This is a genomic window from Gluconacetobacter diazotrophicus PA1 5 (assembly GCF_000021325.1).
In the GTDB taxonomy this organism is placed as follows: domain Bacteria; phylum Pseudomonadota; class Alphaproteobacteria; order Acetobacterales; family Acetobacteraceae; genus Gluconacetobacter; species Gluconacetobacter diazotrophicus.
The window spans coordinates 2,736,603-2,760,180 of the sequence record NC_011365.1; the positions used below are offsets into that span (position 1 = coordinate 2,736,603).

Consider the following 23,578-nt stretch of genomic DNA (forward strand, 5'->3'; position numbering starts at 1 on the left):
GCCGTCCTTTGCCGCGCATCGGGCCGGGCACCGTGAAGGTGATCTGCATCAACGGTGCCCTTCCGTTTAGGCTCGCGCTACGACTGAAGCGGGCGCTGCGCCCTCATAGATCGAGATGTTCGTTCCGGATTCGATCGGCTTCACCAGACCGTCGATCGCGGCACGGACCACGTCGTCCAAGCGCAGGAGCTTGTAGCCCATCGTCACGCCTCCCTCCCGATCAAACCGCCAACGGAAGCGGGCCGTGATCGCATAGACGGATGTCCCCTGGAACGGAGACAGGGCGATCTGGAATTCCTGCGGGATCTCGATCGCCTGCTTTCCGTTCTTGACGGTAGCCTTCACGTCTTCATCGTAGGAAAACTGGACAGCACCATTGTCCAGGCGCTGGGCGGAACGGCACTTCCCGTCGGAGGTGACCTCGATATTCTGGGAGATGCGCATCAGATCACCGCCGATCGGCTCCTGAATCTGCTGCATGTTATCCTCCAGGAATTCGGCGAAATCGCGCTGCGAAAACATGCGACCGGATGCCTTCGTCCATGTCTGCCACTCCGGCGTCGTGCGAAACCCGATCGACACGGTGTGATCGCGCCATCCCGGCGCTCCCGACGCCGAGGCCACATCATGATTGAGGATGCCGACGATCGCGGGATTTCCCGGATGCTTATCCACATAGATCGCTGCAGTTTCCTGCGTTGCGCCCTGATCATTCAGATAAGTGATGAACGAAGCGGCATCGAACACTGTGACGGCCCCGCGTTTGCGTGCCGGATGCTTCAGATGCCTTTCGATCGAAACGATCTCACGACCACTCTCGCCGGGCACTGCGATCAGATCGTGATCGAGGACCTCGACGGTGGCGCCGCGCTTGATCTCGGCAATGAGCGCCTGAAAATTCTGTTCTGACATGGTGGATCTCCGTCTTGTATGGGTCAGAGGGAACGCGGCGCAGACACGGGCGGAAGCCGTGTCACGTTCGCATCGCGTTCGGGAAGATGCTCGATTTCAAGTTCGGCCTGGCGATGGTCGCCGCGCATCAGCTTGCCATTCGGTGTGGCGAACATGATGCTTGCCGGCGTCGGCAACTTGGGCAGTTTGGTCTTCACGTCGTCGGCGACGTTCATGGCGCCGTCGCTGTCCAACGGCTTCACCCCAATGGCGATCGTCACGATGCCGCCCTTGCCCGTGGCAGTCGCCGCCATAACCAGGCTTTCCATCGCCTCGGCGATATCCAGCAGCAGGCCGCCGTTGCGGTGTTCGGACAGAAACTTGACGACGCCTTCCTTGGTTGCGTCGATTTCAACCTGATCTCGATAGGTCTTTGCCATTACGAAATTCCTTCGGTCTTGATATTGCGACGGGTTATTCTCGGTTGCCGTTACGTTTGACGGTCAGTGCGACTCGATATGACCGGAACAGCGCCTCGAATCCGCCCGGGACTACGACAATCATCAGCCATCCCAGGCAGTAGGCACGCGGCGGTCCGGCACGCGCACCGAATCCACACCACCCGAAGTCGATTCCGTACCCTCTCGGCATTTTCCCTCCTCGACGAGGCGGAATATTTCATCCCGCAGTTCGTCGCATTCCTGCATGAGCCGGATGAGTTCGGCGCCGCGAGGCGCGTTGATCCCGTCCAGCCAATTTTGCACGGTGCGTGGCGTCGTTCCGACGGCACGGGCGAGCAGCTTGGTGGCGTGACGCAGGGGGCCGTACTTGCGGCGCAGAACCCCGGCCACTGTTTCGCAGTAGGATGCGGCGTCAACGGCGCTCATCGTCCCACTCCGAAAATCTCGGTAAATCTTGAACCTGTTTCCGCGCATCGCGCTGCTCCATTTTTCGACACGTCAGGATCGAAGGAGACGAAGCATCTGATGGAGGCAAATAAACGGAAAAACACAGATGGGACCAGGGAAGGAGATCGCGACCCTTTTCTGGCTTTACAGCTAATATCCACCGCCCAAGCCTGGGCCACCCTGCACCCACGCGCGAGCCCCGAGGTACGGCAATACCTCGTGGCGCTCGTCGCAGCGGAGATTGCGGGGGCTGCCGACATCAGCCGACCCGACAACTCGGGCAGAGGCGGAGGAATCGCGACCGGGCCTGGAACGGCCGCGCGCAGTTGAGGCACGACCGATTGATCTTGGGCGCATGGTCTGCACGCGGGCTGGCATCGGCCCGCTTCGGCCGGCGGCGATAGGCCAGTCGATCGCGGATCGTTTGCGCGCGCATATCCAGCGAATGCGCGATATCCGAAGGGCGCATCCCCTGGGCAAGTAGGTCGTCCACGCGGCGGTCGAGCACTTCCCAGTTATATTTCGAGGCCACCATCACCGCGCCTCCAGCGCCGGAGAGATGGCCAGCACAACCAGGTTCCCGTCGACGCCACGCCAGACACGCATGTCGCCGCCGGCAAGTAGGCGATCCAGTTCAGGCGGCGCATGGCGGCATTTGGCAACACGCGACCAAGAATCCATGCGTCCGGCATATTTCGGCCGGGCGTACACGATGCGGTAGCCAGAAGGGACGGTGCTCATGCCGCGCCTTTCCGTGTCGCGCGCGCTAAAGAGTCCAGCGTGATTCCATGGACCCCTTTTCGCTCAGCCAGATGAATGATGGTCGGCCATTTCCGGGCGGGTATAGCCTGACGTTTTACCCACCAATCGACGGTGTTCCGCTTTACCCCCGTAGCTTCGGCGATCGCATCGCGGCCGAGGCTATCAATGACATGCATGGCGCTCATGGAGAGATAAATAATGGCAAAATGCCATCAACGCAACGGGAAAACGGGCAATGGTATGGCTTTTTGCCATGCCCGATAATCCGACCATGGCGAAGACCAAGAGAACTGAAGCGTTTACGGAGATGCAGCGCGCCGTTGGTGTGCGCATTGGATGGGCGCGTGAGTTGGTGTACCCGAACCAGGCTGAATTCGCCCGGCTGATCGGCGTCGATCAGTCGACCTTGAACAAGATTGAGGCAGGCGACCGGGCGCCCAACATCTTCATCATCACTGAAGTGTCGAACCGGCTGCGGGTGTCGACCGACTTCCTCTTAAAGGGGACTCTCGTTGGTCGGACAGACGAAGAAATGGCTCTTCGCCTGGGAGCGATGCACCCAGAATTGGCATCCCAGCTTGTAGGCACGGATCAGGGCACGGGCACGGGCCGCATTTCCGGCAGGCTTCCTCCGCCCAAGACACCGTTCGACGCGCTGAATTAGAGTCCCCTTTCATCTCTACCCCCTCTGTTCCTATCGAACATACAAACATGAACGAAACAGGAACACAATGGAATCCGCATGGGGGTTATGCGGGCCTGGAGATGGGCCGCGTCGTCTGGTTCGCGCGGCGGTTGTGAGGGATGGCATCAGCAAGAGCTTCGGAGCATATTGCCGTTAAATGGCCGCACCGACGCATAGAAGCACCTGCGCTGCACTTCTCCTCGGTCCCTTGGATGTGGAGACGATCAATCGGACGCTTGGCGTCGAAATGGAACCGGGCGACCTCTATCTAAGTCGGCAGGCTCACTGGCATATCGCAAAGGATCACCCGGCCGACTATGACCGGGCAATGCAGGCCTTGCGCGTTGTTGCGGAGAAATTGGGGTTCCTCGGCCAGGCGCCGAAGCAGACGGATAACTTCGAAGCTGTGGTGCGCTTCCGCTCCATAGCCAATCCGTCAGTATTTTTTCTGTTGGCTATAGGATTTCAGCGCGACGAACGCGGGAATTATCGTGTGAAGTCAGCATATTCGATCCCGGAGAGAGCTTTCGAGGCGCGCCGAGCTGCGGGGCGGCTATTGGCTCCGGTCAGATAGCAAAAGAGGCCGCCTGAGCGACCTCTCTGCTGTCCGGGCGGGATGCAATCCCCGATCTCTTGGGCCGCGATTCCCCGCGCGTTAGGAATGCGCAACTTAATTCCCAGTCTTGCTTGACTGGAGCGTGAGGTAGCCGTTCTCACCTCACCGGACACAACCCATGTGGGGCTTCTCGCCGCTTAGGTCAAGTTAACAATGGGAGCCCAGCTTCCGTCAGGTTTCTCTTGTCCGGGCGACAGTTCACCCCTCCACCTCCGGCAAATCCCCCACGGCCGCCAGGATCTCCGGCTCGCCATAATCCCCTGCATCCTCGTCGACCATAGACCGCACCAGATGCGCGCCGACGAATAGCGTCCCGCCGGCCGCGACTTTCTCGACCCGGCGCAAACCCTCCTCGACATCGCGACAGAAAATCGGCGTGCAGGCTTCGAGCTTGGACGCGCCGCGTGCCTGCTTACGGCGGGTGTAGGGCTGGAAGACGATTCTTTGGGTGGCGGCCATCGGCAGTTTCTCCGGAACCTCGTTCTTATTATGTTCTCATTCTTTAGCGCAGACGTCGAGATGGCGTATTTTGCGATATGGCATTTTGCCATTGACATCCTGTTATTTGATGGCATATTGCCATTCATCACCACCGCCCCAGGCAAGGAGATGGCAAGTGCCCACCAGTTCGACACACCCCACCAACATCCCCCTCCGCCCCGTGCTCGGCCCGTCGCTGCGCGATTGGGCACTCCTCCTCGTCGACGCGGCCCTCGGGTTCAGAGGCGCTGGCGTCGCGCTGATCGTGAACGATCTGCTGGCGGGGATCTGACCAGGCCACGCGGGTTGCGGCCCGCGCAGTCTGGCGAGATCGCCGACAGATTGGAGTGAGAGATGTCCGAGAAGACGGAAGCTGCGGAAGTAATCGAGAAAACCTACGTCCTGCGCACGTGCAATGTGAATATGGGCGCATATGGTGGCTTCGTCTGGCCGAAGTCAGGCCCGGTCGAATGTCCCGACTGGAACCCGCGTGCGCGTTGCGGGAACGGTCTCCACGGGCTGCTCATGGGTGCGGGGGATTCGTTCCATCTGAGCAGGGACGTCGATGCTAACTGGCTTGTTGTTGAGATTGACGCTGCATCGGTCGTGGATCTGGACGGGAAGGTCAAGTTCCCGCGCGGTGACGTCGTGTTTTGCGGAGATCGGGAGGCGGCCATTGCCGACATCCTGTCGCGTGGTGCGGACATTGCATCATGCGTCTACAGCACGCTGACCGGCGGCGACGACAGCACGCTGACCGGCGGCGACGACAGCACGCTGATCTTCAAATACTGGGATGGCGAAAAGGAACGCTGTCGGATCATGACCTATGAGGTGGACGGCGACCAGGTGAAGTCAGGCGTCAAATATCGCCTCATCGACCGGACCCTGACGGAAGTTCCCGACAAATCCTGATCCTTCCATACGCATCAGCCCCGCGCGGGCTGGTGAGATCGCCGTGAATTTGGAGTGAGAGATGTCCGAGACGATCGAGAAAACTGAGGAATGCGCCGCGCATGTCGCGGAAACGTCGCTGGTGTTGCGTGTGTGTCGCGCGGATGGAACGAGCCGGCCGGGATTTGCATGGCCGGATCAGGTCGGTGCTGAAATCGTCGCGCCGGACTGGAGCGCAGTCAAGGAATGCGGTCATGGACTGCATGGCTGGCTCTACGGCCAGGGCGATCACTCGTGTGTCGATTACTGGCGGAACGACGATGCGCGCTGGTACGTCCTGGAGGTGCGGAATACCGATTTGGTCATGCTCGGCGGGAAATGCAAATTCCCGCGTGCGATCGTTCGATTCATCGGAAGTATGCGCGAGGCTGCCGCTTTCATCCGCGCTAACGAAACGAAGGCGCAGACCGTTGCCGTTATCGGTGCGGAGATCTCCGTTGGGGATAGGGAGTCCTGCATCGTTGGTTCTCTCGGCACGGCCACGGCGGGCATTCGCGGCGCGGCCACGGCGGGCAATCGCGGCACGGCCACGGCGGGCGATAGCGGCACGGCCACGGCGGGCGATAGCGGCACGGCCACGGCGGGCAATCGCGGCACGGCCACGGCGGGCATTCGCGGCACGGCCACGGCGGGCAATCGCGGCGCGGCCACGGCGGGCGATGGCGGCACGGCCACGGCGGGCAATCGCGGCACGGCCACGGCGGGCGATAGCGGCACGGCCACGGCGGGCTATGGCGGCGCGGCCACGGCGGGCGATATCGGCACGGCCACGGCGGGCGATAGCGGCACGGCCACGGCGGGCAATCGCGGCACGGCCACGGCGGGCAATGGCGGCGCGGCCACGGCGGGCATTCGCGGCACGGCCACGGCGGGCGATAGCGGCACGGCCACGGCGGGCAATCGCGGCGCGGCCACGGCGGGCGATAGCGGCACGGCCACGGCGGGCTATGGCGGCACGGCCACGGCGGGCGATAGCGGCACGGCCACGGCGGGCAATCGCGGCACGGCCACGGCGGGCGATAGCGGCACGGCCACGGCGGGCATTCGCGGCACGGCCACGGCGGGCGATAGCGGCACGGCCACGGCGGGCAATCGCGGCGCGGCCACGGCGGGCGATAGCGGCACGGCCACGGCGGGCTATGGCGGCACGGCCACGGCGGGCGATAGCGGCACGGCCACGGCGGGCAATCGCGGCACGGCCACGGCGGGCGATAGCGGCACGGCCACGGCGGGCTATGGCGGCACGGCCACGGCGGGCGATGGCGGCACGGCCACGGCGGGCGATCATGGCGAAATCCGCATTCGTTATCGGGATACAAAATCCGAACGATATCGAACTGTTGTCGGATATGTCGGCGAAGACGGAATCAAGCCGAACGTGAAATACCGCCTGAACGCGGATCATAAGTTTTCCGAAGAACCCTGATCCCACCATACGCATCAGCCCCGCGCGGGCTGGTGACATGGCCGGATTACCAAGAGGCAAGGAAGAAATGACACAAAACGAAAATGCGCTGACGATTATTCAGGCTCTGACGCCACAGGATGTGTTCGGAAAGGTCAACAGCGCCGAGGACATCCTCTCCAAGCTGGAAGCGGACGTGCGCGCGATTCCGATCGATGTGACGACGGAAAAGGGACGGAAGCACTGCAAGTCCGTGGCCTATCAGGTTGCCCGGTCGAAGACCGCGCTCGACGACATGGGGAAGCAGGTCCAGGCAGATGCAAAGGCTATCGTGGATCGGGTGAACGCGGAACGGCGAACCATTCGTGAGCGCCTGGACGCGCTCAGCGCCGAAGTACGCAAGCCGGTTGATGAGTTTGAAGCACGCGAGACGGAGCGCGTCGATGGGCACAAGGCCGCGATCATTGAGATCGAGGCCCTTGTACGGTTTGATGGCGATCCGACCGAGGCTGTCGTCGAGGCTCATTCGATCGCTCTGGATCTGGCTGCTCAGCGGGATTTCGAGGAATTTTCCGGCCGCGCGACGCAGGCGATCGACCAGGCGCGTTCGACGTTGAATGCGCATGCTGTCGCGGCGAAGGCCCGGCGCATCGAAACGGAAGAAGCCGCGCGACAAGCCACAATCCGCGCCGAGGAAGAGCGCAAGGCGGCAGCCTCGGCCCAGGCGCAACGCGAAGCTGAGATTGCCCGACAGGCTGCCGAACAGGCGCGTCGCGATGCTGAAGAAGCCGCCGCACGGGAATTGGCGGCCTCAGAACAGCGTCGGCGCGATGACGAGGCGCGGGCCATGGCCGAGCAGCAGCGCATCGAGCAGGAGAAGCGCGACGCGATCGAGGCTGCCCGGCGCGCAGAAGAGGCGCACAAGGCCGAGATCGAGGCGGCGAAACACCGCGCGCAGGCCGCAGCCGAACGGGCCGAGCGTGACCGCGTCGCAGCCGTCGAGGCCGAACGCCAGCGCGTGGCCGATGAAGCAGCTCGTCAGCGTGCTAAGGACGAGCGCCGGGCCCAGAACCGCGCGCATTGCTCGCGGATCAACAATGAGGCTCTGGCCGCAATCACCGCGCTGGGCATCGAGGTCATTCCTGCAAAAGCACTGATCGGCCTGATCGCCAAGGGACAGATCCCGCACGTCACCATCACCTACTGATCCCTCCGTGGGACCCGGTCTGCGGACCGGGCCTTGTGGCCGGATTGGCCGAGAATCAACCAGGGGGATTTCGAAATGCCCTATCCCGAAGGAATGGCGTCGTCGAGCACGGCGCCGAACCATCCGTATCCGGGGAAGACGCACCTGAGCAATTCATTTAGGGAATGCGCTTGGAAGGACATGGATCTTGTCGAGGGGAGCACAAAGATCCTGCGTGCTGCCCGAAAGGAAATCGAGGCGCTGGTGAAGGCTGCGCCGTGCCAGGGCTACCCGACGCCGCTCTACGCTGACCAGGATCTGCTTCCGGCGATTGATGAGGCGCTGGAGATGTTGGAGAGCGACGGCGGCCTGATCGAAAGGGTGGCGGGGATATGAACGATTTTTCAGAATCAATGGATAAGTGGCGCGTCATTAATGGATCTGACCCGGCGATACTTGCCGCACACCTTATTTGCCGGCCTCATATAGCGTTCAAACCCACTATCACCGTTGATGGTGACAAATGGTGCGCCCTGTACGGCGAAAACCTCCAGGAGGGGATTTCCGGGTTTGGCGACACGCCAGCGCAGGCATGCGCGGCATTCGACAAGGCATGGCGCGAGAGCCTGACGCCTGCCGCGAGTGTTGCTCGCAAGGGAAGCGCAGCATGACCCACCACACGAACCACGCCGCGCGTCTGCTGGTCCTGCGGCGCCTTGCCTGGCAGGCGTACGAATCCGGCAATGCGGGAGACGTAGCGCGCATCCGGCGCGATATCGACGAGTCCGCACGGATCGTGCGCCGGGATCGCGCGCCGGTCGAGTTTCCGCCGGCGCCGGGATCTGTGTCTCTGCGGGTTTGCGGGAGGGTGGTGGTATGACGCTCATCACGAAACCAGGCATCTACGACATGCCCGAGCGGGATTACCATGCTGACCCGTGCCCGGCTCCCAGCCTGTCGAACAGCGTCGCGCGCGTGCTTCTGGACGAAAGCCCGATGCACGCCCGGCACGCGCATCCGCGCCTGAACGCAGATCGCGCCGAGACCGAGGTCACGGAAACGATGCGCATGGGGACCGCGCTCCATTCCTTGTTGCTGGGAAAGGGGGCTCGCGTCATCGAGGTGAAGTTCGATGATTATCGCAAGGGCGCGGCGAAAGAGGTCAAGGATGCTGCCGAAGAAAGCGGCCTCGTTCCCCTTCTGAGCAAGAATTTCGATGCCATCCACAAGGTTTCTGAATGCGCGCTGGCCCAGATGCGCGCCCACCCGGACCTGGGCGAATTCTTCGGGCCGGGCCAGTCCGAAGCCGTGATCGCATGGCAGGAAGATGGCATCTGGTGCCGGGGGATGGTGGACCGCCTGCCGGCCGATCTGAGTGCGCCAGCTTTCGACCTGAAGGGCACGATGCTGTCGGCCAGCCCCACCCAGTGGGATCGGCGCATGGTCAGCGCCTATCGCACCCAGGACCGGTTTTACGCGCGTGGACTGCGCGCAATCGAGGGGCGATGGCGGCCTGCAATGCGGTTCATCATCGTCGAGATGAAGGCACCATACGCCATCTCCGTCATGACACCGGCTCCGTCATTGCAGGAACTGGCAACGGTTGATGTCGAGCGCGCAATCGCCGGGTGGAAAAGCTGCATGCAGTCGGGCGAATGGCCCGGATACCCGCACACCGCGCATATCGAGGCGCCGGCATGGCTGCTGCGCGCCCATGAAGAACAGCAGATGCGCGACGACGCGCTGGAGTTTGCACAATGACGTTCACCATCCGCCCGGCCGTTCGCGGCAAGATCGGTCTTCTGTTCGGCATCGCCGGCGCGTCTGGTTCCGGAAAGACGTTCTCGGCCCTGACCCTCGCGGAGGGGATCAAGGGAGAGAATGGAAAGATAGCGGTCATCGACACCGAGGCCGGCCGCGCTCTTCACTATGCCCCCAAACCGGGCGACAAGGCCGATCCGTCCAAGGGCACCTTCGATTTTCTGCACCTGGACTTCCCAGCGCCGTTTACCCCGCAACGCTATATCGAGGCGATCCAGGCGGCTGAGCAGGCCGGCGCGACGGTGATCGTGATCGACAGCATGTCGCACGAATGGGACGGCGAAGGCGGCTGCTCCGATATGGCTGAACAGGCAGCGATTGCCGCTGCGACCGATCGCAATGGAACCTTCCACGCATGGAAAGTTGAGTCCATGACCGCGCCAAGCTGGAAGAAGCCGAAGCAGGCCCACAAGCGGATGATGGCGCGTCTGATCCAGACGCGGACCCATCTGATCTTCTGCTTGCGTGCGCAGGAGAAGATCAAGTTCGAGAAGGTCGTGGATGAGAAGACAGGAAAGGCGAAGACCGAAATCCGCCATCTCGGCTTCATGCCGATCTGCGAGAAGTCGTTCATGTTCGAACTATCCGGGTCGATGACCATGCATCCGGAGACGCCTGGCGAGCCCCGTTATGACCTACCGCGCAAGCTGAACCACGAACTCCAGGCCATTTTCTCGGCTGGTGAGCGCATCACGTTCGACAAAGGGATTCGGTTGCGCCATTGGGCAGAGACAGGTGAGGATCGGCCTCCAGTCGATCATGATGCCGAGAACGCGCGCGACTTGGTTGAGGCGATCCAGGATGCCGACCAGGAAAAGCTCCAGCGCATCACGTCGAATCCGAAGACGATTCAGTTCCGGAAGTATCTTTCGGAAAATCGCACTGATCTTGCGGAGCGCGTCGACTTAGCAGTGCAGGCAGCGCTGGATGGCTTCAGCAGTGAAGACGATGACGGGGAGATCGCAGCATGACCCCCGCCACCGAAACCGTCATCGTCCCGCGCCGCGAACTGGACACAACGGCGGCGCTGGTCCGGCTGATCGAGTGCGCGGTCGCGATTGCGGCCCGGGGCGGCCGACGCACGGGATTCGATGCGACCGATCTGGACGCGGCATATCGGCTTTCTCGCAGCGCCCTCATGCGCGAGGTCGAGGGGCGGCGTGATCCCGGTCCTGTCATTCGGCGGCCGTTTCGTTCGCGTCGGGCCGCTGTGGGAGGGGTGCTGTGACCGAGCATCCCTGCCACGCCTATCTGCCGGGAGGCCTGGCCGAGATGGGCGACATCTCCGACGCGGCCGAGCCGCCGATGGATATGCCCTACGACGAGTGGCTGCGGTGCGTGCGCGTGATCGTAGGGCTTTTTGCCGTAGTTGATGACGGACTGATGCGCCGGCTGCATGCGGATGGTGTGCCGCCCGGCGATGCCGCGATGGAGGTTCGTGATGTTGTGTTCTGATCTGAGCGTCGCATCTAAGCAGGCATCCACCCAGTTGTCCCAAACAAACCGCGTCACCGCCCTCGATCGGGCGTCGGTGATCGCTGCGGAGTGATGATGATGGCAGAGAATAGCGGAATCGAGTGGACCGACCATACGTTCAATCCGTGGGTTGGTTGCACCAAAATTAGCCCGGCATGCGACCATTGCTATGCGGAGGCGTGGGACCTTCGGTTCGGCGGTCACCGCTGGGGTTCTGGCGCTGACAGACGGCGCACCAAGACGTGGGGCCAGCCTGTCCGGTGGAACCGGCAGGCGGCTGGTGTGGCAGCGAGAAGGCCGCGCGTCTTTTGCGCCAGCCTTGCGGACGTGTTCGACAATCATCGCAGTATTGATGATGGATGGCGTCGCGACCTCTGGGCGTTGATCCGGCAGACGACGTACCTTGATTGGCTGTTGCTCACGAAGCGACCCCAGAACGTAGCGCGATATCTTCCTAGCGATTGGGGCACGGGCTATCCCAACGTCTGGCTGGGCACGACAGTCGAGAACCAGGTGGAGCATGATCGCCGAGTGCCCATCCTGACCGCGATTCCAGCCGCAATCCGCTTTCTGTCCATGGAGCCTCTGCTTGGCCCGGTCGATCTAGGGGGCGCCGAGGGTCTGCACTGGGTGATCGCCGGCGGCGAGAGTGGGTCGCAGCATCGGCCAACCGATCCGGATTGGTTTCGGAGCCTGCGCGACCAATGCGCGGTCGTCGATGTTCCGTTCCTTTTCAAGCAGTGGTCGGGACGAAACCAAGCCGAGATTAAGGCCAAGGGCCGACTGCTCGATGGCACGCTTCATGACAGCTACCCGGAGGCTCGCGAGATATGACCGAACGAGAACAGACACGCTACCTGGTGACGCTGCCTCTGACGGATGAGCAGGCGGACATCTTGTCCATGGGGATGGACGCCATGTATGCCGATATCACGGATGGGTTCAGCAAGAGGCTGATGGCTATCGGCACTCCGGTCCCGGAGAGCGGATTGGAGATGGTCGCATGGGGGCTGGAAGGCGATGCTCAGCCCGGAAAAAGTTTCATTGCATGGCCCAGACCGCCATGCAGCGTCGATATGTGGAATGTCGCCCTTGTCCGCCGCACCGATGCTGAAGCCCTGATCGCTGCCCGTGACGCCGAGATCGCGGAACTGCGCGCGCGGCTGGAGACGATCGCGCAGGAGACGCGAGAGGCGTGCGCGAAAATCATCGAGCAGAACGTCGAGGCTACCGCCCTCAGAGGCGGCCGGCGCTTCCTGCTGCCGAGGACTGATGGAGATCAGGTCGCGCTTGCGTATGCCGCCGCCATCCGTAGCGCGGGAGAGAAGGTATGAGCGACCCCTGCGCCTGCATGGGCTGGCCCGTGGACATCATCTGGCGTGATCGCGCGCGATGCGTCGTCAGCGCCCACCGATGCACGCGCTGTGGTGCGTCGTGGGGCGCGGACAGTGCGGCGGACAGGCCGATTTCCAATCTGGACCTGTCGCGTCGCGAGAGTAAAGCCATCAAGCAGGGAGATGCCCCATGACCCAGAACAGAACGCGGGAAGAGCAGATCATCGCGTTGCGGAAGGATATAAACATCCGCAGGTCGGCATACGGCGAAACTGCTGAGATTCATATCCTCGAAGCCGAGGCCCGCGCCACGTCCGAACTCCGCGCCGAGAACGAGCGGTTGCAGGAGGCGCTAAGTCCGTTCGCGAACGCCGCCAGCTTTTTCGACGCCGATGGCAACGACTTCGAGCGAGACTACGAGGACGGCTTCACGCTCGGCGACCCAGACGAAGAGGATGTGCGGAATTCCCTGACGGTCGGCGATCTTCGCAAGGCATTGGCCGCCATTTCCTCTACACAGACTGCTTGGCGGACCGATCGGGACCGGATGAATTGGCTAGAGAAAAAAGAGAGGTGCTCTGTGGAGCGCGATGTGCGCGGGACGGTCAAAGTAACAGCCATCGCATCAAGGCGAGGGGTCTGGAGTGAAGATGACACCCTCCGTGCCGCCATCGACGCCGCCATGGACCGGGAGGAGCGGGGCGATGCATAATCTGACAATGGCGCAGCAGAGGGCGCTCAGTTTCCTAACCAGCGAGTGGAAAAAACCTGGACGTCTTTCGGCCGCGTGTTCGAGCCTAAGAAACTATCACCCGTCTTTGGTTGAGGAAGAATGGTTGGTTGGCCCTCGAGGCGGGCGGTCGCTCCAATACCGATTGACCATCGCAGGAGAAGAATTCAAAGGAAGATCGTTCAATGCGTGATGATATCGAGATTCAGCGCGATTTCTACCGCGACATATGCTCCTGTCTGCATGAGGATCTACAGAAGCTTCTCCACTATCTTCCGAAATCGAAGCGAGGATCGAACGTCCAGCGCATGCTGGACCAGATGCAGATACGCCTGGATGCCGCGCAGGAAGAAATGAGCGAGCAGAGCGATGCTTGATACCTTACCCACCATTCGTGAGCTTGACGCTGCAATCATGCTCGTTTTGACCGAACCGGTTTACCAGGCCATGCGTCTAGGCGGAGCAGGTCGTACTCGGCTGCACGACATGGCAATCCGCAAAGCGTTCGTATCGGGCGCACCGGAAAGGACGTGTGCCGTTCTGCGTCATGCGGCCCAGGAGATCGACCGGATTGGATTTTACCCGCCGGAGATGTGGGAGGGAACAAATGACTACTGATGCAAGGATCGAGGCGGCGGCGCGGGCGCACCATGCTTACACCAGCGCTTCCGCATGGGAGCAGATGCCATCCGAATGGCGGGAGAATCAAACGCGCGCCATGGCTTCTGCTCTCGCTGCCGCAGACGCTGCCGCGTGGCGGCCGATCGAGAGCGCGCCGAAGAACAGAACGCCGATCTTGGCGAAGATCCACGATGACCTGTTCCCACGCGTGAAGCCGGGGCGCCCGGACCTTAAGCCTTGGAACGGACAAGTGATCGTGGTTCACCACCCTGGCATCTTAGAGGATGGCTTCGATCTGGGCTGGGGGATGTGCGCGCCCGTTGGGAACGGCGGGTTCCCCGATAAGTGGTTCTCCGGGTGGCGCGATCTTGGAGGCTGCGTATCGCCGAAGGTGGAGGGATGAGCGAGACGCTTCCCAGATACATGACCGTTGCAGCCGCTGCCTCTATTGCAGGGCTACATATCGACACGCTTCGCAAGGCGATCCGGGAAGGGCGCCTTGAGGCCTATCGTCGCCCCCGCGCGACCCGTGTTACCCCCGAGGCCCTACGTGCCTATATGGACCTGTATCTATGCCCCGCAAAAGACCAGATCGGCCATTTCTGGAACTCTATCGAGGGACGTGGTGCGTCGTCTGGTGGGAGAGCGGAGAGCGCAAGCGAAGCTCGACGGGTACTGCGGATGAAGAGGGCGCTCGGCGCGCTCTAGCCGACTTCGAAGCGGCGCTGTCAGCACGTCCGAACGGTCAGCTTCTATCTGAGGCGCTTGATATTTACGTTTCGGCCCGGGCTGGGAAGGTGACGGCCCTCAGCCGCCTCGAAGAGGCGGCTATTCGCATCAATGAGGGAATGGGGCATCTTCGGATCAACCAGATCCATCAGCGCCAATGGGACGATTACGCAGCAAGCCGCTTTCGCAAGCCGAATGCGCGGAGCAAGCGCCCAGTCGAGGGGGCGCCCGTCCCGATATCGCTCGGAACCCTGAAGCGGGAATTCAACGTTCTACGCGCGGCGCTGCGTCACGCCTGGCGTAATCACAGGCTCGACAAGCCGCCGACTTTGGAGGGGCCGGGAGGCAGCGCGCCGCGCGATCGCTACATCACCAAGGCCGAGGCTCGCCGCCTTTTGGACGCTTGCGAGACGCCGCATATCCGCGCGTTTCTGGCGCTGGCGATGTTCACGGGCGCGCGAAAGGGATCGATTCTCGCTCTCACTTGGGATCGGGTGATGTTCGATCTGGGTCGCATCGACTTCCAGGAACCTGGGCGGAAGTTGACGGCCAAGCGCCGTGCAATCGTCCCGATGACGGATGACCTGCGGGCAGAATTGACCGAGGCGCACAAGGTCCGGACATGCGACTATGTGGTCGAATGGGCTGGAGGTCCCATCACCTATGGCATCCGCTGGCCATTGAAAAAGTTGGCGCAGAAGGCTGGTCTGTCATGGACGCCCACGCCCCATCACTTCAAGCACAGTGTGGCGTCATGGATGGCCATGGCCAAGGTGCCTATTGATCAGGCGGCCGACTGGCTTGCCACCGATCCCAAGACGCTGCGTCGAGTCTACCGGAAATTCGATCCGGATTATCTGCGGGAGGTAGGGTCTGCCCTGAAACTATAGATGGTCATATGATCATCTATGGCCATTGTGGATAACTAAAATTACCCAATAAAATCAATGGCGTCCCATAGGGGATTCGAACCCCTGTTGCCGCCGTGAGAGGGCGGCGTCCTAGGCCTCTAGACGAATGGGACAGCAGGCTTGGGCGGGTTCCTATCCTGCCGGGGGCGGGTGGTCAAGCCCTGTTGGGGGTGGGCGGTGTTTTTATCGGGCGTTCAGGTCGCGATCGCGGCGTCGCGGATGAAGAAGCCGGCGCTGACGCGGCCGTTCCAGCTTTCCGCCCGCAGCCATCCCGCCAGGTGCAGCGGGGGGGCGTTGCGGTCTTCCAGGATCGGGGTGGCGGGGTGGTCGTCGGCGCGGAACAGCAGCGCCTTCAGGCGCGGGCCGCCGCCCTCGCCCTCGACCAGCACGCGCAGCGTGTTGCCCTCGCGGCCGATCCGGTCGGCCCGTACCACCCGCACGCGCGGGATCGCCAGGATCGGTTCGTCATTGCCCGCGCCGAACGGGGCCAGGCGGCCGATATCGGTTGCCAGTTCGGTCGTGGCACCCGCCACATGCACCACGCCCTCGATCAGCACGTCCGTCGCATCCGGCAGCGCCGTCGCGCCGGCCAGCCGGGCCTCAAGGAAATCGTGCAGCGCCGGCACCCCCTCCCGGGGCAGCGAGAAACCCGCCGCCATCGCATGGCCGCCGCCGGTCGTCAGCAGTCCCGCCTGGCGCGCGGCGATGATCGCGGCCCCCAGATCCAGGTCCGCGACCGAACGGCTCGATCCCTTGACCGTGCCGTCCTCCAGTTCCGCCCCCACCAGCACCGGCCGGTTGAACCGTTCCTTGATCCGCCCGGCGACGATGCCCACCACGCCGGGGTGCCAGTCCCGCCCCGACAGCAGCAGCACGCCGCGCCCGGCCGCGCGCTGGGACGCGGCCTCGTCCATCGCGCGGTCCAGGATGGTGGTTTCCACCGTCTGGCGGCGGCGGTTGACGGCATCCAGCCGTTCGGCCAGGCGGCGGGCCTCGGCCGCGTCGTCGCACAGCAGCAGGTCCAGCCCCAGTCCGGATTCTGCGATCCGGCCGCCGGCGTTGATCCGCGGTCCCAGCGCGAAGCCGCAGGTGAAGGCCGAAAGCGGGTCGCGCGCGCCCGCGACCTCCAGCAGCGCGTCCAGGCCCGTGCGCTGCCGCCGGGCCAGGATCTTCAGCCCCTGCGTGACCAGCGCGCGGTTCAGGTCCGTCAGCGGCATGACGTCGCAGACGGTGGCCAGGGCCACGATGTCCAGGAACGCCATCAGGTCGGGTTCCGGCCGGGCGGCGAACCATCCCGCGCGGCGCAGCGTCCGCACGGTCGCCACCGCCGCCAGGAACGCCACCCCCGCCGCGCACAGCCCCCGCTGGCCGGAGGTGCAGTCCAGCCGGTTGGGATTGACGGTGGCCAGGACCGGCGGCGGCGGGCCCTCGGCCTTGTGGTGGTCCAGCACGATGATGTCGGCCCGCCCGGCCAGCCCGGCCAGGATATCGCCCGCCGCCGTGCCGCAATCGACGCACACGACCAGCGTGGCCCCCCGCGCCGCCAGCGCCTCCAGCGCCGGAGCGTTGGGGCCGTAGCCCTCGGTCATGCGGTCGGGCACATGGGTCAGGACCGGGCAGCCCAGGTCGCGCAGCAGTTGGGTGACCAGGGCCGCAGCACAGGCGCCGTCCACGTCGTAATCGCCGAACACCGCGACCGTCTCGCCCCGGCGGACGGCGTCGGCCAGCCGCTCGGCGGCCGGGTCCATGTCGCGCAGGGCGGAGGGGTCGGGCATCAGCGCCCGCAGGGTCGGGTCGAGGAACGTCGCCGCCGACCGGCCGTCCAGCCCGCGCGCGGCCAGCATCTGCCCGACGATGTCCGACACCCCGGCCTGCTGGGCGATCATCAGCCCGACACGCCCCCCGGCATCCGCCAGCACCGGGTCGCGCCACAGCCAGCGCCGCCCCCCCAGGCTGGCGGCGACGCCCAGGACTATCGTCCCGGACGCATCCCCGAGGGCATCCCCGACCGCACCGACGGCCGGCGAGAGCAGACCGTCAGCCACGGGCGGCATGACCGGTGTCGAAAGCGTCTTTCCCGACAGACACGATGTCAGTTCGTGCTCCAGGTCTTGGTGCTGAAATCATGATGCCCCTCGACGAAGCGGATCGTCCCGGACTTGGAGCGCATGACGATCGAATGGGTGATCACGTGCTTGCCGTCGCGGCGGATGCCGCGCAGCAGCGGGCCGCTGGTTACCCCGGTGGCGGAGAACAGGACGTCGCCCTTGGCCATGTCGTACAGGCCCAGCTTGCGCGACGGGTCGCGGCCCGGGTCCATCGCGCGGGCGCGCTGGATCTGCTCGTCATCCTCGAACAGCAGGCGGCCCTGCATCTGGCCATGCACGCAGCGTACGGCGGCGGCGGCCAGCACGCCCTCGGGCGCGCCGCCCGACCCGGCATAGATATCGACCTGCCCGTCGGGCAGGCAGGCGGCGATGGCGGCAGCCACGTCGCCGTCGCTCAGCAGCATGACCCGCGCCCCGGCCTCGCGCGTCTTGGCGATCAGTTCCTCATGCCGTTCGCGTTCCAGCGCGCACAGCGTCAGTTCCCCGATATCCTTGCGCTTGGCCCGCGCCAGCTCGCGCAGGTTGGCGCCAATGCTGGCGTCCAGGTCCACGACGCCCTCGGGCAGGCCGGGGCCGACGACGATCTTGTCCATGTAGATGTCGGGCGCGTGCAGGAAATTCCCGGCCTCGGCCAGCGCCACCACGGTCAGGGCATTGGGCATGTTCTTGGCGCACAGGTTCGTGCCTTCCAGCGGGTCCACCGCGATGTCCATCGCCGGGCCGCCGGAGCCAACGCGCTCGCCGATGAACAGCATCGGGGCCTCGTCCATCTCGCCCTCGCCGATCACCACCGTGCCGTCGATCGCCACGGTGTCGAAGGCCTGGCGCATCGCCTCGACAGCGGCGCCGTCGGCCTCGTTCTTCAGGCCCCGGCCGGTCCAGTGCGAGGCCGACATGGCCGCGGCCTCGGTCACGCGGACCAGTTCCAGGGCCAGGTTGCGGTCGGTCACCTGATAGCCGGCGTTCGGTTTGCTGGAGCTGGGTTTGCCGGAAGTCGGTGTGGACGTCATCGCTGTCTTCCTCTCTCTTTTTTTCGCCGGTTCTTGCGCCGGCGGGGGTCAGCCGGCTTCGATGCGGATCATCGCCGGTTCGCCGATCACCGCCGGCAGGGCGGCGATCCGGGCCAGAGCCTCCATCATCGCGGATTCGCGCGTGCGGTGGGTGACCAGCACCAGCGGCACCGAGGGCTCGCCGGATGTATCGTCCGCGCCGGCGCGTCCGTGCTGCAGCATGCTGCGCAGCGAAACGCCGTGATCGCGCAGGACGGCCGTGACGTCGGCAATCACGCCGGGGCGGTCATGGACGTTCAGGCGCAGGTAATATTCCTCGTGGAACGCGGTGCGCGGCAGGGCCTCGACCTGCGTCAGCCCGTCGGCGCTGCGGCCCCAGACCGGCACGGCGATGCCGCGCGCGATGTCGATCAGGTCGGCGGCCACGGCGGTGGCGGTCGGGCCCTCGCCGGCGCCCCGTCCCTCCAGCATCAGGCGGCCGACGAACGCGCCCTCGGCTACCACGGCGTTGAACACGCCGTCCACCTGCGCGATCGGCGCCTTTTCCGGCACCAGGCACGGATGGACGCGGGCCTCGATCCCGTCCTCGCGCCGGCGGGCCAGGCCCAGCAGCTTGATGCGGTAGCCCAGCGCCCGGGCGAAGCCGAGGTCCAGCGCGTCGATGCCGCGAATCCCCTCGACATGGACCGAGGAGAACGCCACCGGCCGGCCGAACGCCAGCCCGGCCAGGATGGCCAGCTTGTGCGCCGCGTCGATGCCGTCGACATCGGTGGACGGATCGGCCTCGGCGTAGCCCAGCGCCTGGGCCTCGGCCAGCACGTCGGCGAAGGGGCGGCCGCTCTCGCGCATCGCGGTCATGATGTAGTTGCAGGTGCCGTTCAGGATGCCGCCCACCCGCGTCAGCCGGTCGGCGGCCAGGCCCTCGCGCACCGCCTTGATCGCGGGGATGCCGCCGGCCACCGCGGCCTCGAACATCAGGGGCACGCCGGACAGTTCGGCCAGCTCGGCCAGTTCGGCGCCGTGGACGGCGATCAGCGCCTTGTTCGCCGTGACCACCGGGCGGCCGGCCCGCAGCGCCGCCGTGACCAGCTCGCGGGCGATGCCCTCGGCCCCGCCGATCAGCTCGACCACGACATCGACGTCCGGGTCCCGCGCCAGGGCCAGCGCGTCGTCGTGCCAGGTCACGCCGCCCAGGTCGATGCCCCGGTCGCGGGTGCGGTCGCGGGCGGCCACGGCGGTCACCACGACCCGCCGGCCGGCCCGCGCGGCCACGATCGATTCGTTGGCGCGCAGCAGCTTGACCAGCCCGGCACCCACCGTGCCCAGCCCCGCGATGCCGATCCGCAACTCGTCAGCGTTCATGTTCCGTCCGGTCACCTGATGTCCTGTCGTCGTTCGTGGCAAACCCCCTTGTGCGGGGTGCGATTTTTCCCCGCCCGGTCCGTGCCCGGGCGGGAAGGGTGGGTCAAAGCGCCGCGTCGGGCACCGGCTCGGCGCGGGCCGGGGCCACGCCGTGGCGGGTCATGAACTGGCGGATCGCCCGCGTGGCCTGGCGCAGGCGCTGGGTGTTCTCCACCAGGCCGATCCGCACGAAGCCCTCGCCATACTCGCCGAAGCCCAGGCCGGGCGCCACCGCCACCCCGGCTTCCTTCAGCAGCAGCTTCGAGAAATCGACGCTGCCCATCTCGCGGAACGGGGCGGGGACGGGGGCCCAGGCGAACATCGAGCCCTCGGGCGAGGGTACGTCCCAGCCCGCCGCGTGCAGGCCGCGGATCAGCACGTCGCGCCGGTCGCGATACAGGGTGCGGATCTCCTCGACGCAGTCCTGCGGGCCGCTGAGGGCCGCGACCGCCGCGACCTGGATCGGGGTGAAGGCCCCGTAATCCAGATAGGACTTGATGCGCGTCAGCGCCGTGATCAGGCGCGGATTGCCCGCCGCGAAGCCCATGCGCCACCCCGCCATGGAATAGGTCTTGGACAGTGAGGTGAATTCCACGGCGATGTCTTTCGCCCCCGGCACCTGCAGGATCGAGGGCGGCACCTTGTCGCCGAAATAGATCTCGGCATAGGCGAGGTCGGACATGATCCAGATCTCGTGCCGGCGGGCGAAATCCACCAGTTCGCGATAGAAATCCAGGTCCGCGACATAGGCCGTGGGATTGGACGGGAAATTGACGATCAGCGCCGTGGGCTTGGGCACCGAATGGCGCACCGCGCGGTCCAGCGCGCGCAGCATCTCCTCGTCCGGCGTGGCGGGGATCGAGCGTACGGACGCGCCGGCGATGATGAAGCCGAACTGGTGGATCGGATAGGACGGGTTGGGCACCAGGATGGTGTCGCCCGGGCTGGTGATCGCGGCCGACAGGTTGGCCAGCCCTTCCTTGGACCCCAGGGTGGCGATCACCTCTGTTTCCGGGTCCAGCTTCACGTCGAAGCGGCGGGCGTAATAGCCGGCCAGCGCCCGGCGCAGGCCGGGGATGCCGCGACTGACGGAATAGCGGTGCGACCGGGGATCAGCCACCGTCTCGACCAGCTTCTGCACGATGTGCGGCGGCGTGGGGGTGTCGGGATTGCCCATGCCCAGATCGATGATGTCCTCGCCCCGGGCTCGCGCCGCGGCCTTGGCCTTGTTGACCTCGGCGAACACATAGGGCGGCAGGCGGCGGATGCGGTGGAATTCTTCGGTCATGGGTTGCTCGTTGGGACTATCCGTCCGGGGGCGTGCCGCCCGCGGACCAGGTTCAGGACGGCCGTGTCGCGGCCGGCGGGGTAAATTCCCCGCCGTTCAGATATAACGACGGCCTCGCCCGGCAGGCAACCGCGCCGGAGCGCGCGACCGGACTCCGGTCCATCACGATCCGCTCTATCCGGCCGCTCTATCTGGCCCTGCTGATCCGCACGCCGTCGCCGAACGGGTGGCCGCGCAGGTGGATGGCCCTGGCCGGGACGCCGTCCGCCGCCAGCAGCTCGGCCACCGCCCTGGCCCGCAGCAGGGCCAGGGTCATGGCCCGGGCCTGCGCGGCCGCGTCGGTCGAGGGCGCCTCGCCATAGCCATGGACGAAGAACGGCCCGTTGGGCGCCTGCCGCGCCAGGCTGGCGATCGTTCCGGCCTGCCCCTGCAGCGGCTGGTCGGTCCCGATGGGGAAGCGGATGCGCGTGCCCTCGGGGTCGGACAGCGCGTAATCGGGGCGCGGGGGCGTGGCCAGCGCGTTGTCGGCCGGCACGACGAAGCCCGGGAAGCTGGGCGGCATGGGGGGCTGGGCCGGAATCTCGGGAATGGGGACCGGGGCAGGGGGCGGCTTGCCGCCGACACCGCCGACATCCGCCCCGACCTCGGGCATCGCCACCAGGGCCTCGCCGGACGCGGTTCCGTCCGCCGTTCCGGACGTGGCCCCGGTGGGGGGGGCGGCGGGGGTTCCGGTGGCGGTCTCATTGGCGGCGCGGGCCGGGGCGGGGGACGCTGCCGGCGGGGGCGGGGGGGCGTCGGCGGCGACCAGGACGGCCGACGACGCGCCGCCGTCCGCCGGGGCGGGCGCGGCGGGCCTGGCAGGCGCGGCGGCCTGCGGCGGGGCGCCGGTCGCGGGGGGCGCCGGCAGGGTCAGCGGCCCGATCTCGGCCCCTTCGCGGTGGGCCAGGTTGCGCTGTTCGACCAGGGTTTCGGTGACGTGCGCCCGCAAGTCCTCCGACGGCAGGACCGGCGGCGTGGTCGGCGTCAGCCCCACGGCGGGATAGGCCTCGTGCGCGCCGGGCGGCGGCGGCCGCTGCTGGGCGATGACCCCGCCCTGGTGTTCGTGCCACCAGTCCAGGGTGGCGTCGAAGGCGTCGCGGTGCCCGCAGCCGCCCAGCGCCAGCAGGGCGGCTAGCGCCAGCCCTGGCGCCCGCCCCCGCCGGGGCGGGACAGCGTGGCATACGGGCGGCCGCGCGCTGTCATGCGAAGTGCCCGCGTGAGCCATGCGGTCTCTTGGCAGCGGCGCGATCATCCCTATCTTCTCTCCATGACCAGTTTCCTGCGGCCAGTTTTCGGCGCGACGCGGGGGCGGTCCGTCCTTACTAGCCCGCCCGCGGGCCTTTAGCGAGAGAGCGGCCGGGCAGGACGGGTCTTGGCACCGGCAAAAAGGCGGCGCAGGATAGACCGATAACGTAGACCAGTCCTGGGTACAGGGAGACCACGATGAGCGGCATGCAGCCGAAAAACCGGATCCGCATGGATGACGAGGACCCGGATGGCCCCGACATCCCCGAGCCCCAGGGCCCGGAACCCAAGGAACCCGGCGACAACAAGACCCTGTCCTCGCCGATCAACGAACTGGAAAGCCGGCTGTTCGACCAGCGCAAGGTTCTGGTCTTCGGGGCGATCAACGACAAGCTGGCGCGTGACGTCACGGGCCGCCTGCTGGCGCTGGCCGGCGCGTCCGACCACCCGATCGACGTCTATATCAACTCGCCCGGCGGCCATGTCGAAAGCGGCGACACGATCCACGACATGATCCGCTTCGTCGACTCGGTGGCGCCGGTGAACGTCATCGGCACCGGCTGGGTGGCCTCGGCCGGGGCGCTGATCTTCGCCGCCGGCAACGCGCAGCGCCGCTTCTGCCTGCCGAACACGCGCTTCCTGCTGCACCAGCCGATGGGCGGCGTGCGCGGACCCGCCACCGATATCGATATCGAGGCGCGGGAGATCGTGAAGATGCGCGAACGCCTGAACCGCCTGTTCGCGCGTGAAACCGGCCAGTCGTACGAGAAGGTGTGCCGCGACACCGACCGCAATTACTGGATGTCGGCCGACGAAGCGATCGCCTACGGCCTGGTCACCCGGGTCATCAACACTCTTTCCGATATCCACTGATCGACGGGGCCTGCCCGTGCCGCCATCGCGCGGCACGGGGGCGCCCGCCAGGTATGCCGGTCCGGCCGCGCGGCCGCCGGCGTCGTTCCTGTAAGCGAGCCTGTG

The 23,578-nt window shown here is 65.5% G+C and carries 35 protein-coding genes and 1 tRNA gene; 23 read left to right on the forward strand and 13 right to left on the reverse strand.

Going from position 1 to position 23,578, the window contains the following annotated elements:
• Positions 1 to 66: 66 nt before the first annotated feature.
• The 6 genes from GDIA_RS12485 to GDIA_RS19930 all read right to left on the reverse strand — a co-directional run bounded on the left by GDIA_RS12485 (position 67) and on the right by GDIA_RS19930 (position 2,746).
• Positions 67 to 912, reverse strand: a complete 846-nt coding sequence (locus GDIA_RS12485; protein ID WP_012554353.1) for a YfdQ family protein — start codon at positions 910 to 912, stop codon at positions 67 to 69.
• A 23-nt stretch (positions 913 to 935) separates the two neighbouring features.
• Positions 936 to 1,331, reverse strand: a complete 396-nt coding sequence (locus GDIA_RS18095) for a YfdP family phage-associated protein (protein ID WP_012554354.1) — start codon at positions 1,329 to 1,331, stop codon at positions 936 to 938.
• A gap of 123 nt (positions 1,332 to 1,454) precedes the next feature.
• Positions 1,455 to 1,778: a helix-turn-helix domain-containing protein gene (locus GDIA_RS12495; RefSeq protein WP_012554355.1), complete on the reverse strand. Its 324-nt coding sequence runs from the start codon at positions 1,776 to 1,778 to the stop codon at positions 1,455 to 1,457.
• A 280-nt stretch (positions 1,779 to 2,058) separates the two neighbouring features.
• Positions 2,059 to 2,334, reverse strand: a complete 276-nt coding sequence (locus tag GDIA_RS12500; protein ID WP_012554356.1) for a hypothetical protein — start codon at positions 2,332 to 2,334, stop codon at positions 2,059 to 2,061.
• Complete coding sequence (locus GDIA_RS12505) at positions 2,334 to 2,540, reverse strand: hypothetical protein (protein ID WP_012554357.1); 207 nt, start codon at positions 2,538 to 2,540, stop codon at positions 2,334 to 2,336. The genes GDIA_RS12500 and GDIA_RS12505 overlap by 1 nt, the downstream gene beginning before the upstream one ends.
• Positions 2,537 to 2,746 carry a carph-isopro domain-containing protein gene (locus GDIA_RS19930; protein WP_407635493.1) on the reverse strand — a complete coding sequence of 70 codons (210 nt, stop codon included), beginning with the start codon at positions 2,744 to 2,746 and terminating at the stop codon, positions 2,537 to 2,539. Before GDIA_RS19930 ends, GDIA_RS12505 begins: the two co-directional genes overlap by 4 nt.
• A gap of 50 nt (positions 2,747 to 2,796) precedes the next feature.
• Here GDIA_RS19930 and GDIA_RS12510 point away from each other — a divergent pair, with 50 nt between their 5' ends.
• Together GDIA_RS12510 and GDIA_RS12515 are read left to right on the forward strand one after the other, a co-directional pair.
• A complete protein-coding gene (locus GDIA_RS12510) occupies positions 2,797 to 3,225 on the forward strand; it encodes a helix-turn-helix domain-containing protein (RefSeq protein ID WP_012554358.1) in 429 nt (142 codons plus the stop codon).
• A 235-nt stretch (positions 3,226 to 3,460) separates the two neighbouring features.
• A complete protein-coding gene (locus GDIA_RS12515) occupies positions 3,461 to 3,820 on the forward strand; it encodes a hypothetical protein (RefSeq protein WP_211205823.1) in 360 nt (119 codons plus the stop codon).
• A gap of 240 nt (positions 3,821 to 4,060) precedes the next feature.
• Here the strand turns inward: GDIA_RS12515 and GDIA_RS12520 are convergent, their stop codons facing one another.
• Positions 4,061 to 4,321: a hypothetical protein gene (locus GDIA_RS12520; protein WP_012554359.1), complete on the reverse strand. Its 261-nt coding sequence runs from the start codon at positions 4,319 to 4,321 to the stop codon at positions 4,061 to 4,063.
• Between the two features lie 157 nt (positions 4,322 to 4,478).
• On the opposite strand from GDIA_RS12520, the gene GDIA_RS19230 reads away from it, so the two are divergent.
• The 20 genes from GDIA_RS19230 to GDIA_RS12600 all read left to right on the forward strand — a co-directional run bounded on the left by GDIA_RS19230 (position 4,479) and on the right by GDIA_RS12600 (position 15,488).
• Entirely contained in the window at positions 4,479 to 4,634 is a 156-nt protein-coding gene (locus GDIA_RS19230; protein ID WP_012554360.1) for a hypothetical protein, read from the forward strand.
• 62 nt (positions 4,635 to 4,696) lie between these two features.
• Positions 4,697 to 5,257 (forward strand): DUF7666 domain-containing protein, encoded by a 561-nt coding sequence (locus GDIA_RS18100; RefSeq protein ID WP_012554361.1) that lies wholly within the window; start codon positions 4,697 to 4,699, stop codon positions 5,255 to 5,257.
• A gap of 61 nt (positions 5,258 to 5,318) precedes the next feature.
• Entirely contained in the window at positions 5,319 to 6,722 is a 1,404-nt protein-coding gene (locus tag GDIA_RS19235) for a DUF7666 domain-containing protein (protein WP_012554362.1), read from the forward strand.
• A 67-nt stretch (positions 6,723 to 6,789) separates the two neighbouring features.
• Entirely contained in the window at positions 6,790 to 7,908 is a 1,119-nt protein-coding gene (locus GDIA_RS12535; protein WP_012554363.1) for a hypothetical protein, read from the forward strand.
• 75 nt (positions 7,909 to 7,983) lie between these two features.
• Positions 7,984 to 8,283 (forward strand): hypothetical protein, encoded by a 300-nt coding sequence (locus GDIA_RS12540; protein ID WP_012554364.1) that lies wholly within the window; start codon positions 7,984 to 7,986, stop codon positions 8,281 to 8,283.
• Positions 8,280 to 8,558 carry a hypothetical protein gene (locus GDIA_RS19240; RefSeq protein WP_157864188.1) on the forward strand — a complete coding sequence of 93 codons (279 nt, stop codon included), beginning with the start codon at positions 8,280 to 8,282 and terminating at the stop codon, positions 8,556 to 8,558. Before GDIA_RS12540 ends, GDIA_RS19240 begins: the two co-directional genes overlap by 4 nt.
• A complete protein-coding gene (locus tag GDIA_RS12545) occupies positions 8,555 to 8,767 on the forward strand; it encodes a hypothetical protein (RefSeq protein ID WP_012554365.1) in 213 nt (70 codons plus the stop codon). Before GDIA_RS19240 ends, GDIA_RS12545 begins: the two co-directional genes overlap by 4 nt.
• On the forward strand, positions 8,764 to 9,648 hold the full coding sequence (locus GDIA_RS12550) for a PD-(D/E)XK nuclease-like domain-containing protein (RefSeq protein ID WP_012554366.1): 885 nt from the start codon (positions 8,764 to 8,766) through the stop codon (positions 9,646 to 9,648). Before GDIA_RS12545 ends, GDIA_RS12550 begins: the two co-directional genes overlap by 4 nt.
• Positions 9,645 to 10,679: an AAA family ATPase gene (locus GDIA_RS12555; RefSeq protein WP_012554367.1), complete on the forward strand. Its 1,035-nt coding sequence runs from the start codon at positions 9,645 to 9,647 to the stop codon at positions 10,677 to 10,679. The genes GDIA_RS12550 and GDIA_RS12555 overlap by 4 nt, the downstream gene beginning before the upstream one ends.
• Positions 10,676 to 10,936 carry a hypothetical protein gene (locus GDIA_RS12560; RefSeq protein WP_012554368.1) on the forward strand — a complete coding sequence of 87 codons (261 nt, stop codon included), beginning with the start codon at positions 10,676 to 10,678 and terminating at the stop codon, positions 10,934 to 10,936. Before GDIA_RS12555 ends, GDIA_RS12560 begins: the two co-directional genes overlap by 4 nt.
• Positions 10,933 to 11,163: a hypothetical protein gene (locus GDIA_RS12565; protein WP_012554369.1), complete on the forward strand. Its 231-nt coding sequence runs from the start codon at positions 10,933 to 10,935 to the stop codon at positions 11,161 to 11,163. The genes GDIA_RS12560 and GDIA_RS12565 overlap by 4 nt, the downstream gene beginning before the upstream one ends.
• Positions 11,164 to 11,256: 93 nt before the next feature.
• Positions 11,257 to 12,018: a DUF5131 family protein gene (locus GDIA_RS12570; protein ID WP_244410096.1), complete on the forward strand. Its 762-nt coding sequence runs from the start codon at positions 11,257 to 11,259 to the stop codon at positions 12,016 to 12,018.
• The gene (locus tag GDIA_RS12575; RefSeq protein ID WP_012554372.1) at positions 12,015 to 12,518 is read left to right on the forward strand and encodes a hypothetical protein; all 504 of its coding nucleotides are present in this window, start codon (positions 12,015 to 12,017) and stop codon (positions 12,516 to 12,518) included. The genes GDIA_RS12570 and GDIA_RS12575 overlap by 4 nt, the downstream gene beginning before the upstream one ends.
• Positions 12,515 to 12,712 (forward strand): hypothetical protein, encoded by a 198-nt coding sequence (locus GDIA_RS19245; protein ID WP_012554373.1) that lies wholly within the window; start codon positions 12,515 to 12,517, stop codon positions 12,710 to 12,712. Before GDIA_RS12575 ends, GDIA_RS19245 begins: the two co-directional genes overlap by 4 nt.
• Complete coding sequence (locus GDIA_RS12580) at positions 12,709 to 13,230, forward strand: hypothetical protein (protein WP_012554374.1); 522 nt, start codon at positions 12,709 to 12,711, stop codon at positions 13,228 to 13,230. Before GDIA_RS19245 ends, GDIA_RS12580 begins: the two co-directional genes overlap by 4 nt.
• A gap of 203 nt (positions 13,231 to 13,433) precedes the next feature.
• The gene (locus GDIA_RS12585; RefSeq protein ID WP_012554375.1) at positions 13,434 to 13,625 is read left to right on the forward strand and encodes a hypothetical protein; all 192 of its coding nucleotides are present in this window, start codon (positions 13,434 to 13,436) and stop codon (positions 13,623 to 13,625) included.
• Positions 13,618 to 13,866: a hypothetical protein gene (locus GDIA_RS12590; RefSeq protein ID WP_043458957.1), complete on the forward strand. Its 249-nt coding sequence runs from the start codon at positions 13,618 to 13,620 to the stop codon at positions 13,864 to 13,866. Before GDIA_RS12585 ends, GDIA_RS12590 begins: the two co-directional genes overlap by 8 nt.
• Complete coding sequence (locus GDIA_RS12595) at positions 13,856 to 14,272, forward strand: hypothetical protein (protein WP_012554376.1); 417 nt, start codon at positions 13,856 to 13,858, stop codon at positions 14,270 to 14,272. The genes GDIA_RS12590 and GDIA_RS12595 overlap by 11 nt, the downstream gene beginning before the upstream one ends.
• Positions 14,273 to 14,292: 20 nt before the next feature.
• Positions 14,293 to 14,577, forward strand: coding sequence for a helix-turn-helix domain-containing protein (locus tag GDIA_RS19935; RefSeq protein ID WP_390614214.1), 285 nt, complete (start codon positions 14,293 to 14,295; stop codon positions 14,575 to 14,577).
• Between the two features lie 89 nt (positions 14,578 to 14,666).
• On the forward strand, positions 14,667 to 15,488 hold the full coding sequence (locus GDIA_RS12600) for a tyrosine-type recombinase/integrase (RefSeq protein ID WP_049762927.1): 822 nt from the start codon (positions 14,667 to 14,669) through the stop codon (positions 15,486 to 15,488).
• 58 nt (positions 15,489 to 15,546) lie between these two features.
• Here the strand turns inward: GDIA_RS12600 and GDIA_RS12605 are convergent.
• The 6 genes from GDIA_RS12605 to GDIA_RS12630 all read right to left on the reverse strand — a co-directional run bounded on the left by GDIA_RS12605 (position 15,547) and on the right by GDIA_RS12630 (position 22,580).
• Positions 15,547 to 15,622, reverse strand: a tRNA-Glu gene (locus tag GDIA_RS12605).
• 81 nt (positions 15,623 to 15,703) lie between these two features.
• Positions 15,704 to 17,563 (reverse strand): single-stranded-DNA-specific exonuclease RecJ, encoded by a 1,860-nt coding sequence (recJ, locus tag GDIA_RS12610; protein ID WP_012554378.1) that lies wholly within the window; start codon positions 17,561 to 17,563, stop codon positions 15,704 to 15,706.
• 38 nt (positions 17,564 to 17,601) lie between these two features.
• Positions 17,602 to 18,627: a class II fructose-bisphosphatase gene (glpX, locus tag GDIA_RS12615; RefSeq protein ID WP_012554379.1), complete on the reverse strand. Its 1,026-nt coding sequence runs from the start codon at positions 18,625 to 18,627 to the stop codon at positions 17,602 to 17,604.
• Positions 18,628 to 18,675: 48 nt separating this feature from the next.
• Positions 18,676 to 19,989, reverse strand: coding sequence for a homoserine dehydrogenase (locus GDIA_RS12620; protein ID WP_012554380.1), 1,314 nt, complete (start codon positions 19,987 to 19,989; stop codon positions 18,676 to 18,678).
• Between the two features lie 103 nt (positions 19,990 to 20,092).
• On the reverse strand, positions 20,093 to 21,316 hold the full coding sequence (locus GDIA_RS12625) for an LL-diaminopimelate aminotransferase (RefSeq protein ID WP_012223916.1): 1,224 nt from the start codon (positions 21,314 to 21,316) through the stop codon (positions 20,093 to 20,095).
• Positions 21,317 to 21,503: 187 nt separating this feature from the next.
• Positions 21,504 to 22,580 carry an OmpA family protein gene (locus GDIA_RS12630; RefSeq protein WP_012223917.1) on the reverse strand — a complete coding sequence of 359 codons (1,077 nt, stop codon included), beginning with the start codon at positions 22,578 to 22,580 and terminating at the stop codon, positions 21,504 to 21,506.
• A gap of 218 nt (positions 22,581 to 22,798) precedes the next feature.
• Between GDIA_RS12630 and GDIA_RS12635 the strand changes: the two genes are divergently transcribed.
• Positions 22,799 to 23,473, forward strand: coding sequence for an ATP-dependent Clp protease proteolytic subunit (locus GDIA_RS12635; protein WP_012223918.1), 675 nt, complete (start codon positions 22,799 to 22,801; stop codon positions 23,471 to 23,473).
• Positions 23,474 to 23,578 lie beyond the last annotated feature (105 nt).

Bases quoted from the DNA above. Each gene is read 5' to 3' on its own strand.
- GDIA_RS12485 (WP_012554353.1), bottom strand. From the start codon at position 912: ATGTCAGAACAGAATTTTCAGGCGCTCATTGCCGAGATCAAGCGCGGC.
- GDIA_RS18095 (WP_012554354.1), bottom strand. From the start codon at position 1,331: ATGGCAAAGACCTATCGAGATCAGGTTGAAATCGACGCAACCAAGGAA.
- GDIA_RS12495 (WP_012554355.1), bottom strand. From the start codon at position 1,778: ATGAGCGCCGTTGACGCCGCATCCTACTGCGAAACAGTGGCCGGGGTT.
- GDIA_RS12500 (WP_012554356.1), bottom strand. From the start codon at position 2,334: ATGGTGGCCTCGAAATATAACTGGGAAGTGCTCGACCGCCGCGTGGAC.
- GDIA_RS12505 (WP_012554357.1), bottom strand. From the start codon at position 2,540: ATGAGCACCGTCCCTTCTGGCTACCGCATCGTGTACGCCCGGCCGAAA.
- GDIA_RS19930 (WP_407635493.1), bottom strand. From the start codon at position 2,746: ATGAGCGCCATGCATGTCATTGATAGCCTCGGCCGCGATGCGATCGCC.
- GDIA_RS12510 (WP_012554358.1), top strand. From the start codon at position 2,797: ATGGTATGGCTTTTTGCCATGCCCGATAATCCGACCATGGCGAAGACC.
- GDIA_RS12520 (WP_012554359.1), bottom strand. From the start codon at position 4,321: ATGGCCGCCACCCAAAGAATCGTCTTCCAGCCCTACACCCGCCGTAAG.
- GDIA_RS18100 (WP_012554361.1), top strand. From the start codon at position 4,697: ATGTCCGAGAAGACGGAAGCTGCGGAAGTAATCGAGAAAACCTACGTC.
- GDIA_RS19235 (WP_012554362.1), top strand. From the start codon at position 5,319: ATGTCCGAGACGATCGAGAAAACTGAGGAATGCGCCGCGCATGTCGCG.
- GDIA_RS12535 (WP_012554363.1), top strand. From the start codon at position 6,790: ATGACACAAAACGAAAATGCGCTGACGATTATTCAGGCTCTGACGCCA.
- GDIA_RS12540 (WP_012554364.1), top strand. From the start codon at position 7,984: ATGCCCTATCCCGAAGGAATGGCGTCGTCGAGCACGGCGCCGAACCAT.
- GDIA_RS19240 (WP_157864188.1), top strand. From the start codon at position 8,280: ATGAACGATTTTTCAGAATCAATGGATAAGTGGCGCGTCATTAATGGA.
- GDIA_RS12545 (WP_012554365.1), top strand. From the start codon at position 8,555: ATGACCCACCACACGAACCACGCCGCGCGTCTGCTGGTCCTGCGGCGC.
- GDIA_RS12550 (WP_012554366.1), top strand. From the start codon at position 8,764: ATGACGCTCATCACGAAACCAGGCATCTACGACATGCCCGAGCGGGAT.
- GDIA_RS12555 (WP_012554367.1), top strand. From the start codon at position 9,645: ATGACGTTCACCATCCGCCCGGCCGTTCGCGGCAAGATCGGTCTTCTG.
- GDIA_RS12560 (WP_012554368.1), top strand. From the start codon at position 10,676: ATGACCCCCGCCACCGAAACCGTCATCGTCCCGCGCCGCGAACTGGAC.
- GDIA_RS12570 (WP_244410096.1), top strand. From the start codon at position 11,257: ATGATGATGGCAGAGAATAGCGGAATCGAGTGGACCGACCATACGTTC.
- GDIA_RS12575 (WP_012554372.1), top strand. From the start codon at position 12,015: ATGACCGAACGAGAACAGACACGCTACCTGGTGACGCTGCCTCTGACG.
- GDIA_RS19245 (WP_012554373.1), top strand. From the start codon at position 12,515: ATGAGCGACCCCTGCGCCTGCATGGGCTGGCCCGTGGACATCATCTGG.
- GDIA_RS12580 (WP_012554374.1), top strand. From the start codon at position 12,709: ATGACCCAGAACAGAACGCGGGAAGAGCAGATCATCGCGTTGCGGAAG.
- GDIA_RS12585 (WP_012554375.1), top strand. From the start codon at position 13,434: ATGCGTGATGATATCGAGATTCAGCGCGATTTCTACCGCGACATATGC.
- GDIA_RS12590 (WP_043458957.1), top strand. From the start codon at position 13,618: ATGCTTGATACCTTACCCACCATTCGTGAGCTTGACGCTGCAATCATG.
- GDIA_RS12595 (WP_012554376.1), top strand. From the start codon at position 13,856: ATGACTACTGATGCAAGGATCGAGGCGGCGGCGCGGGCGCACCATGCT.
- GDIA_RS19935 (WP_390614214.1), top strand. From the start codon at position 14,293: ATGACCGTTGCAGCCGCTGCCTCTATTGCAGGGCTACATATCGACACG.
- recJ (WP_012554378.1), bottom strand. From the start codon at position 17,563: ATGCCGCCCGTGGCTGACGGTCTGCTCTCGCCGGCCGTCGGTGCGGTC.
- glpX (WP_012554379.1), bottom strand. From the start codon at position 18,627: ATGACGTCCACACCGACTTCCGGCAAACCCAGCTCCAGCAAACCGAAC.
- GDIA_RS12620 (WP_012554380.1), bottom strand. From the start codon at position 19,989: ATGAACGCTGACGAGTTGCGGATCGGCATCGCGGGGCTGGGCACGGTG.
- GDIA_RS12625 (WP_012223916.1), bottom strand. From the start codon at position 21,316: ATGACCGAAGAATTCCACCGCATCCGCCGCCTGCCGCCCTATGTGTTC.
- GDIA_RS12630 (WP_012223917.1), bottom strand. From the start codon at position 22,580: ATGGCTCACGCGGGCACTTCGCATGACAGCGCGCGGCCGCCCGTATGC.
- GDIA_RS12635 (WP_012223918.1), top strand. From the start codon at position 22,799: ATGAGCGGCATGCAGCCGAAAAACCGGATCCGCATGGATGACGAGGAC.